Consider the following 8,672-nt stretch of genomic DNA (forward strand, 5'->3'; position numbering starts at 1 on the left):
TAATAGGAGTGTTCCCAGACGTCGACGCCGAGGATCGGCGATGCGCCATGAACGAGCGGGTTTTCACCGTTTGGCGTCTTCGAGATCGCCAGCTTGCCGTCCTTGACCGAAACCCATGCCCAGCCCGAACCGAACTGCGTCGTGCCGGCGGCGATGAAGTCGGCCTTGAACTTGTCATAGCCGCCAAGATCGCTGTCGAAAGCCTTCTGCAGCGCGCCAGGGAGCTTGTTGCCGCCACCGCCCTTCTTCATCCACTTCCAAAAATGGATGTGGTTGTAATGCTGTGCGGCATTGTTGAAGAGACCGGCATTCTTGCCGAACGACTGCTTGACCACCTCTTCGACGGAAAGATCGCCAAGGCCGGCTTCGGCGGCGAGCTTGTTGCCGTTGTCAACATAGGCTTTGTGATGCTTGTCGTGGTGATACTCCAGCGTCTCTTTCGACATATAGGGCTGCAGGGCCTCATAGTCGTAGGGCAGAGCGGGCAATTCGAAAGCCATGGGTAGTACTCCCTCGTGGAAAAATCCGGTGTGGATACCGGAGTAAGATAGGTCGCGATTGAGCTGGAACAACTCCGGAAGTGAAGCGTCGGTTCTCTTTCTAAGCGGGTTCCCGAGAACTGTCACACGCTTTTCCTGCGGCCAACCGCGCAGCGACAAAAAGCTCAAACCGGCATCTCAGCCAACCGAGGCCGAATGCGCCCAATCCCAATAGAGTTCGCGTGCCTTCTTGGCCACCGGGCCGGGTTGCAGGTCGCGGCCCTCGATGCGGGTGATCGGCACCACCTTGGAGTGGTTGCCGGTCGAGAAGATTTCGTCGGCTTCGAGGAAATCCCGCACCGAAAGCGTCTTTTCGGTCGTCCTGAACCCATAGTCGCCGAGCAGCGTCATCGTGCGCGAGCGGGTAATGCCGGACAGGAAGGTTCCGTTGGGCGCCGGCGTCAGCACATGGCCGTCCTTGACCAGAAAGATGTTCGAGCTTCCGGTCTCCGCGACATTGCCCAGCATGTCGAGCACAAGTGCATTGTCGAAGCCGCGCGCCTTGGCCTCGAGGATGGCGCGGCCGTTGTTGGGATAGAGGCAGCCGGCCTTGGCATTGGTCGGCATGGTTTCGATGGTCGGCCGCCGGAACGGCGATACGGTCACGGAAAAACCGGTCGGCGAGATCATCGGCGATTCATAGAGACACAGGCAGAAACGGGTCGAGGCGGGATCGGCCGGCACGCCCATGTAGCCGCCATGCTCGGCCCAGTACATCGGCCTGATGTAGACCGCCGTCTTGCCGTCGAATTTCTTCAATCCGTCCCAGGTCAGCCCGACGATCTGCTCCGGCGTCATGTTCGGCGCGAGGCCGAGCGCGATCGCCGAGGCATTGACGCGTGCGGCATGAAGTTCGAGGTCCGGCGCCACGCCCTCGAACCAGCGAGCCCCGTCGAACACGCTGGTGCCGAGCCACATGGCGTGGCTGCGCGGCCCCAGAATGGCGACATTGCCTTCGTACCAATCGCCATCGATGAAAGTCCATGTCGCGGATTGCGCCGCTGCCGCCAGTGTCATCGCGTTTTCCCGTTCCGGTCAATCTTATGTGACAGCCATTGGAAGATGCTTTGACAGGCCTCGTCAACCATCATCAGGGAGATTTGTTGAGGCCAGCGACGGGTGCGGTGCAATCAAGGCTTGCACCTTGTCCCGCCTCGCCTCAAAACTGTTGCCATGCAATACGCCGCCTATGTTTTCGACGCCTACGGCACACTGTTCGACGTGCACGCCGCCGTGCGCCGCCATGCAGACGCGATCGGCCCGGACGGCCAGCTCCTGTCCGAAATCTGGCGCGCCAAGCAACTCGAATATTCCTGGGTGCGCACGCTGATGGGCGCCTATTGCGATTTCTGGCAGTTGACGGAACAGGCGCTGGACTTCGCCTTGCGCAAGGTCCCTTCGGCCGATCCTGGTCTCAAGGCAAAGTTGCTGGAGGCCTATTGGAGGCTGGACTGTTACCCCGAAGTGCCAGCCGTGCTGAAGGCGCTCAAGGCTTCCGGCGCCAGACTGGCTATCCTCTCCAATGGCTCGCCCGAAATGCTTGAAGCGGCAGTAAAGTCCGCGGCACTCGACCAGGTCCTGGACGACGTCTATTCGGTCGATGCGGTGCGGCGCTTCAAGACCGACCCAGCGGTCTACGACATGGTCGCCACCGGCTGGCGCCTCTATCCAGGCGCGGTCTCCTTCCAGTCTTCCAATCGCTGGGACATTGCGGGCGCCACCAAATTCGGTTTCCGCACGGTTTGGATCAACCGCTCCAACCAGCCGGAGGAATACCGGGACTTGCCGCCGGCCCTGATCCTGCCATCGCTGGAGGCCCTCGTATCCGGCAGCTGACAGACCTGTGGCCCCAACGCCACAGTGGCGGCGCAGTCACAGCTTCGCCTTTGTTTGTCCACGTTCGGGCCAGAATCGGAACCGCCTATCGCCTCAGGTGTTGTTAGGCACCCGCGGCGGACGTCGGCGTGTTGACGCTTTGTGCGATTTGAGTCTTAAAGAAGGCAGCCATGTCCATAACCGAAATCGAATCCTATCGCCTGAGCCGTCGCTGCTTTCTCAACGCCGCAGCCCTGGGCGCCGCCTCGATCGCGGTTTCGGCATGCGCAACCACCGGACCGGGGCCGGCCGAGCCGCCGCCACCTACCTATGTCGACCCGCCGCTCGCCGACTATGCGTCTATGTACGCGGCGGTCAACGATGGCGGCTTCGATCTGCCGGCCATCCCGGTCGACAGGATCGACCCGCAGTTCCTGCGCCAGATCGTGCCCGACCCGACCGGACAGAAGCCGGGAACCATCGTCGTCGATACGACAGGCCACTTCCTCTATCTGGTTCGCCCGGGCGGCCAGGCCATTCGCTATGGTGTCGGGCTCGGCCGCGCCGGCTTCGAATGGTCGGGCGACGCCGTCGTCCAGTGGAAGCAGAAATGGCCGAAATGGACGCCTCCGGATGAGATGATCGCGCGCCAGCCGGAATTGAAGCAGTACAGCGCCGACAATGGCGGCATGCCCGGCGGCCTGAAGAACCCGCTCGGGGCGCGCGCGCTCTATCTCTTCCAGGGCAATGTGGACACGCTCTATCGCCTGCACGGCTCGCCGGAATGGCGCTCGATAGGCAAATCGGTGTCATCGGGCTGCGTGCGCCTGATGAACCAGGACATCATCGATCTCTATGACCGCGTGCCGTCGAAGAGCCCGGTCATCGTGACCAGCAACGCCAGCCAGCCCATGGTGGCGACGGCGAACCACAAGGCCATCCCGATCGACGCCGGCGTGCCGGATGGATCGGTGCTGCTCGGCCCGGTCAAGGCGGTCACGGACGCGATCTTCTGAGCTCACAGGGCAGCGGCAACGCCGCTGCCCGATCCTACCGCCCCCGCGACAAACTCCCCAGAATCCCGCGCACGATCGCACGTCCGACCGACGAGCCGACCGATCGCACCACCGACTTGATTGCGGCTTCCGCCACCGTCTGGCGATTGGACGGCCGCGGCGCCGGCGCGCGCCTGCCACCGGACTGCGGCGCTGGATCGTCATTGCCGAAGCCTGGAATGGTCCAGCGCGAGCCGCCGGTGTCTGCCTGCTGCGCCTCGGCGTCCTGCGCCTCCTTGGCCTTCTTCTGCAGCATCTCGAACGCCGATTCGCGGTCGATGACCTGGTCGTACTGGCCGGTGACCGGGCTTTCCCCGATCAGCTTCAGCCGCTCGGCGGGGGTAATGGGTCCAAGCCGCGACGACGGCGGACGGATGAGCGTGCGCTGGACCATCGACGGAATGCCCTTGGCCTCCAGCGTCGAGACCAGCGCTTCGCCGGTGGCGAGCTGGGTGATGGCGGTGGCGCAGTCGAAATCGGGATTGGGCCGGAAGGTCTCGGCCGCCGTCCTCACCGCCTGCTGCTCGCGCGGCGTGTAGGCGCGCAGCGCATGCTGCACGCGGTTGCCGAGCTGGGCGAGGACCTTTTCGGGAATATCCAAAGGGTTCTGCGTGACGAAATAGACGCCGACGCCCTTGGAGCGAATCAAGCGGACCACTTGCTCGACCCGGTCGATCAGCACCTTCGGCGCCTCGTCGAACAAGAGGTGCGCCTCGTCGAAGAAGAACACCAGCTTCGGCTTGTCGGGGTCGCCGACTTCGGGCAATTCCTCGAACAGCTCCGACATCAGCCAGAGAAGGAACGTCGCGTAGAGGCGCGGATTCATCATCAGCTTGTCGGCGGCCAGCACGCTGATGGCGCCGCGACCATCGCGGGTCGTGCGCATGATGTCGGCGATGCGCAATGCCGGCTCGCCAAAGAAGTTCGCCGCGCCCTGCTGCTCCAGCACCAGCAACGTGCGCTGAATGGCCCCCACCGATGGCTTGGTGACGTTGCCGTAACGGGCGCTGATCTCTTCCGCACGCTCGGCAATGTTGGCGAGCAGCGCCTGCAGATCTTTCATGTCGAGCAGCAGCAACCCTTCCTCATCGGCTATGCGGAAGGCAATGTTCATGATGCCTTCCTGTGCGTCGGTCAGGTTCATCAGCCGCGACAGCAGCAGCGGTCCCATTTCCGAAATGGTCGCGCGGATAGGGTGGCCCTGCTCGCCGAACAGATCCCAGAAGATGACCGGGAATTCCTGGAAGTCGTAAGGGTCGAGCTTCACCTGTTCCGCCCGCTTGACCAGGAAATCCTGCGCGGTGCCCATCATGGCGATGCCGGAAAGGTCGCCCTTGATGTCGGCGCAGAAGACCGGCACGCCGGCGTTGGAAAATCCCTCCGCCAGGATCTGCAAGCTGACGGTCTTGCCGGTACCGGTGGCGCCGGTCACCAGGCCATGGCGATTGCCGTATTGCAGCAGCAGATTTTCAGCTCGCTGATAGCTGTCGTCGGGCTTGCGGCTGGCGCCGATGAAAATACTGGTGTCGTCAGCCATATGTCGGGTCTCCGCAAACTGATGTGCCCAAAGCCAGCCTTTGCCCGAAGGTATAGTGAGGCTGTTGCACAGCGACAATGACAATTGTCCAACGCGGGCCGATCATCCAATCCAGGGCCAATCGTCCAAATCGGACCAATCGCCAGGATCGGATTTGGAACTTGCGAATTTCGATGGTGTTTGGCAATCGTCCATGGTCCGCCCACCCAAGCCGACCTATATCAGGTGGATCGAATATCAGGTGAGTGGGATTCGGACCTTGCACGTGCATTGCGGTAACCGACCGGGGACCGTAGACTGGGCTGGCCGGGCTGGTGCGGCCACACAGAACGAGGACGACGAATGGGCGCCGGAGCCTTGACCAGGGATGTTGAGCCAATGGATGCGGAGCGTCAGCGATGGCTGGCCTTGGCGGAAAAGGCGTTGGCCGGCGCATCCTTCGAGGAAAAGCTGATCTCGCATACCGACGACAACATCCGCGTCGAGCCGCTCTATGACCGCGCGACCGGAGCCGAACCGATCGTGCGCGCCAATCCTCAATCGCCCTGGATCGTCAGCCAGCGCGTCGACGACCCCGATGTCGATCGCGCCAAGAGCCAGGCCCTGGAAGACATTGCGCAAGGCGCGACGGGACTGTCGCTCGTCTTCGAAGGTGCCCCGAACGCGTTCGGCTACGGCCTGCCGAGGACGGCGCAGGCACTGGAGACGGTGCTGGAGGGCGTGCCCCTCAACAGGGTCCAGATCCGCATCGACACCCACCCCTGGAGCCGCCCCATGGCCGACTGGCTGGTGGCGTTCCTGAGCAAGCGGCGCTCCGATCCGGCAAAGCTCAACCTTTCCTTCGGCATCGATCCGGCGGCCGTCCTCGCCGGCACCGGCCGACTGCGCATGTCGATCGAGGCACTGCAGGAATCGATGCCGCAATCGCTGGCGCATTTCTTCTCGATGGGCGTTCCGGGTGTGCTCCTGGAGGCGGACGGTCGCGTTTTTCACAATGCCGGCGCCACGGAAGCGCAGGAACTCGGCATCATGCTGGCCTCGGCGGTCTCGTATCTGAGAATGTTCGAGAAGGCGCGGCAGCCGCTCGTCTATGCCGCGCCTCATATCGGTTTCGCGCTCAGCGTCGACCAGGACCAGTTCCTGTCAATGGCCAAGGTGCGGGCCTTGCGCAGGCTGTGGGCACGGGTGCAGGAGGCCTGCTCGATCCCCAATTCCACGGCCAACATCCATGCCGAGACATCATTTCGCATGATGACGGCACTGGACCCCGAAACCAACATCCTGCGCACGACGATCGGCTGCTTCGCCGCGGCGGCGGGAGGCGCCGATTCGATCTCAATCCTGCCGCATACGATCGCGCATGGCCTGCCGGCGGCTTTTGCCCGCCGCGTCGCGCGCAACGCGCAGTTGATCATGGCCAATGAAAGCCATGTCGACCATGTCGCCGATCCCGCCCATGGCTCCGGCGCCGTCGAAGCGCTGACGTCGGATCTTTGCGAAGCAGCGTGGGCGGAATTGCAGGCGATCGAGGCAGAGGGTGGCGTGCTCTCCAGCCTTCGGGACGGACATATCCAGCAACGCGTCCGCGCTGCTGCCGTCCAGCGCGGCATTGCCTTCAAGTCAGGCGAGCGGGCCATGATCGGCGCCACGCTTTATCCGTTGAAAGGCGAGCGTCCGGTCGAGACGCTGGACGCTGAGCGGCGACCTGCCTTCACCGAGGGCGTCGTCCTGTGCGAGCCGCTGCCTCCAGTCCGCATCGATCAATCCATCGGGGCCGCTTCTTGATTCCGGATTTCAGTCAGATCGGCTGGGTGCCACCGCGCCGCGCGCCTGTCGAGGTCAAGGGGCAGCGGACGACGCCGGAAGGCCTCGTCGTCAAGCATCTCTACAATCAGGGCGACCTCAAGGGCCTGCCGCATCTCGACACCTATCCCGGCCTGCCGCCCTTCGTGCGTGGCCCCTACCCAACCATGTATGTCCAGCAGCCCTGGACGATCCGGCAATATGCAGGCTTTTCGACCGCCGAAGAGTCCAACGCCTTTTACCGGCGCAACCTTGCCGCCGGCCAGAAAGGTCTTTCGGTTGCCTTCGATCTTGCCACCCATCGCGGCTATGACTCAGACCATCCGCGTGTCGCCGGCGATGTCGGCATGGCGGGCGTGGCCATCGATTCCATCCTCGACATGCGTCAGTTGTTCGACGGCATACCGCTCGGCGACATGACCGTGTCGATGACGATGAACGGAGCCGTGCTGCCGATCATGGCGCTCTACATCGTGGCGGCGGAAGAGCAAGGCGTCGCACAGGAAGATCTGGCGGGAACCATTCAGAACGACATTCTGAAGGAGTTCATGGTCCGCAACACCTACATCTATCCGCCGAAGCCCTCGATGCGGATCGTCTCGGACATCTTCTCCTACACCTCGAAGAACATGCCGAAGTTCAACTCGATATCGATCTCCGGCTACCATATGCAAGAGGCCGGCGCGACCGCCGACCTGGAGCTCGCCTATACGATCGCCGACGGTATCGAATATGCCCGCGCCGGCGTCGCGGCAGGGCTCGGCATCGACAGTTTCGCGCCGCGCCTGTCCTTCTTCTGGGCGATCGGCATGAACTTCTTCATGGAAGTGGCCAAGCTCAGGGCCGCGCGCCTGTTGTGGGCGACGCTGATGAAAAAGAATTTCGCGCCGAAGGACGAGCGATCGCTGTCGCTGCGTACCCATTGCCAGACTTCCGGCTGGTCGCTGACGGCGCAGGATCCCTACAACAACATCATCCGCACCATGATCGAGGCGATGGCGGCGACCCAAGGGCATACCCAGTCGCTGCACACCAATTCCTTCGACGAGGCAATGGCGCTACCGACCGACCATTCGGCGCGCATCGCCCGCAACACGCAACTTGTCCTGCAGAAGGAGTCCGGCACCACGCGCATCATCGATCCGTGGGGCGGTTCGGCCTATCTCGAGCGGCTGACACACGATCTGGCGGCGCGTGCGCTTGCTCATATCGAGGAGGTCGAGGCTCTCGGCGGCATGGCGGCGGCGATCGAAAAGGGCATACCCAAGCTGCGCATCGAGGAAGCGGCGGCCCGCACGCAGGCGCGCATCGATTCCGGCGAGCAGATGCTGGTCGGCGTCAATGCGCATCGCCCGGAGAACGACATCGAGGTCGATGTGCTGAAGATCGACAATGCCGAGGTCAGGGCCCGGCAACTCTCGAAGCTGCAACGGCTGAAAGGCACGCGCGACGTGGCCGCCGTCGAAAGCGCGCTCGATGCGCTGACACGTGCCGCACAAGGCGAGGACAATCTCCTTGAATTCGCCATCCGCGCCGCGCGCGCCAACGCCACTGTCGGCGAAATCTCGTTCGCCTTGGAACGAGCCTATGGCCGCCATGTGGCCACGGTGCAGACCATTTCCGGCGTCTACCGCAAGGCGCTCGGCGACAATCCGGTGGTCGACCGGCTGCGGGACAAGCTTGATGCCTTCGAAAAGAAAAATGGCGGCAAGCCGCGCATTCTCGTGGCCAAGATGGGACAGGACGGCCACGACCGCGGACAGAAGGTGATCGCCACGGCTTTCGCCGATCTCGGCTTCGACGTCACCGTCGGCGCCATGTTCCAGACACCGGAAGAGATCGCGAAACTGGCCGTCGGGCACGATGTCCACATCATCGGCGCCTCGTCGCTGGCGGCGGGACACCTGACGCTGATCCCCGCAT

At 63.1% G+C, this 8,672-nt stretch carries 7 protein-coding genes; 4 read left to right on the forward strand and 3 right to left on the reverse strand.

The features are described from left to right. Both EOA36_RS18855 and EOA36_RS18860 read right to left on the reverse strand, forming a co-directional pair. Positions 1-500: superoxide dismutase (locus EOA36_RS18855; RefSeq protein ID WP_145969215.1), on the reverse strand; the 500-nt coding region annotated here is incomplete at its 3' end. Between the two features lie 177 nt (positions 501-677). Further along, complete coding sequence (locus EOA36_RS18860) at positions 678-1,556, reverse strand: branched-chain amino acid aminotransferase (protein ID WP_127278920.1); 879 nt, start codon at positions 1,554-1,556, stop codon at positions 678-680. A gap of 156 nt (positions 1,557-1,712) precedes the next feature. On the opposite strand from EOA36_RS18860, the gene EOA36_RS18865 reads away from it, so the two are divergent. Both EOA36_RS18865 and EOA36_RS18870 read left to right on the forward strand, forming a co-directional pair. Continuing rightward, positions 1,713-2,375: a haloacid dehalogenase type II gene (locus EOA36_RS18865; protein ID WP_127278921.1), complete on the forward strand. Its 663-nt coding sequence runs from the start codon at positions 1,713-1,715 to the stop codon at positions 2,373-2,375. Positions 2,376-2,545: 170 nt separating this feature from the next. After that, the gene (locus tag EOA36_RS18870; RefSeq protein ID WP_127278922.1) at positions 2,546-3,370 is read left to right on the forward strand and encodes a L,D-transpeptidase; all 825 of its coding nucleotides are present in this window, start codon (positions 2,546-2,548) and stop codon (positions 3,368-3,370) included. Positions 3,371-3,404: 34 nt separating this feature from the next. Here EOA36_RS18870 and EOA36_RS18875 read toward each other — a convergent pair whose 3' ends face one another. Next, positions 3,405-4,946 carry a helicase HerA-like C-terminal domain-containing protein gene (locus EOA36_RS18875; RefSeq protein ID WP_127278923.1) on the reverse strand — a complete coding sequence of 514 codons (1,542 nt, stop codon included), beginning with the start codon at positions 4,944-4,946 and terminating at the stop codon, positions 3,405-3,407. A gap of 342 nt (positions 4,947-5,288) precedes the next feature. On the opposite strand from EOA36_RS18875, the gene EOA36_RS18880 reads away from it, so the two are divergent. Continuing rightward, positions 5,289-6,731 (forward strand): methylmalonyl-CoA mutase subunit beta, encoded by a 1,443-nt coding sequence (locus EOA36_RS18880; protein WP_127278924.1) that lies wholly within the window; start codon positions 5,289-5,291, stop codon positions 6,729-6,731. Further along, a partial coding sequence (gene scpA / locus EOA36_RS18885; protein ID WP_127278925.1) for a methylmalonyl-CoA mutase occupies positions 6,728-8,672 on the forward strand: 1,945 nt, incomplete at its 3' end. The genes EOA36_RS18880 and scpA, both read left to right, overlap by 4 nt.

It is taken from the genome of Mesorhizobium sp. M8A.F.Ca.ET.021.01.1.1 (assembly GCF_003998025.1).
Lineage (GTDB): Bacteria > Pseudomonadota > Alphaproteobacteria > Rhizobiales > Rhizobiaceae > Mesorhizobium.

Excerpts from the sequence above, each read along its gene's own strand:
- EOA36_RS18875 (WP_127278923.1), bottom strand. The coding sequence starts at position 4,946 with ATGGCTGACGACACCAGTATTTTCATCGGCGCCAGCCGCAAGCCCGAC.
- EOA36_RS18860 (WP_127278920.1), bottom strand. The coding sequence starts at position 1,556 with ATGACACTGGCGGCAGCGGCGCAATCCGCGACATGGACTTTCATCGAT.
- EOA36_RS18870 (WP_127278922.1), top strand. The coding sequence starts at position 2,546 with ATGTCCATAACCGAAATCGAATCCTATCGCCTGAGCCGTCGCTGCTTT.
- EOA36_RS18880 (WP_127278924.1), top strand. The coding sequence starts at position 5,289 with ATGGGCGCCGGAGCCTTGACCAGGGATGTTGAGCCAATGGATGCGGAG.
- EOA36_RS18865 (WP_127278921.1), top strand. The coding sequence starts at position 1,713 with ATGCAATACGCCGCCTATGTTTTCGACGCCTACGGCACACTGTTCGAC.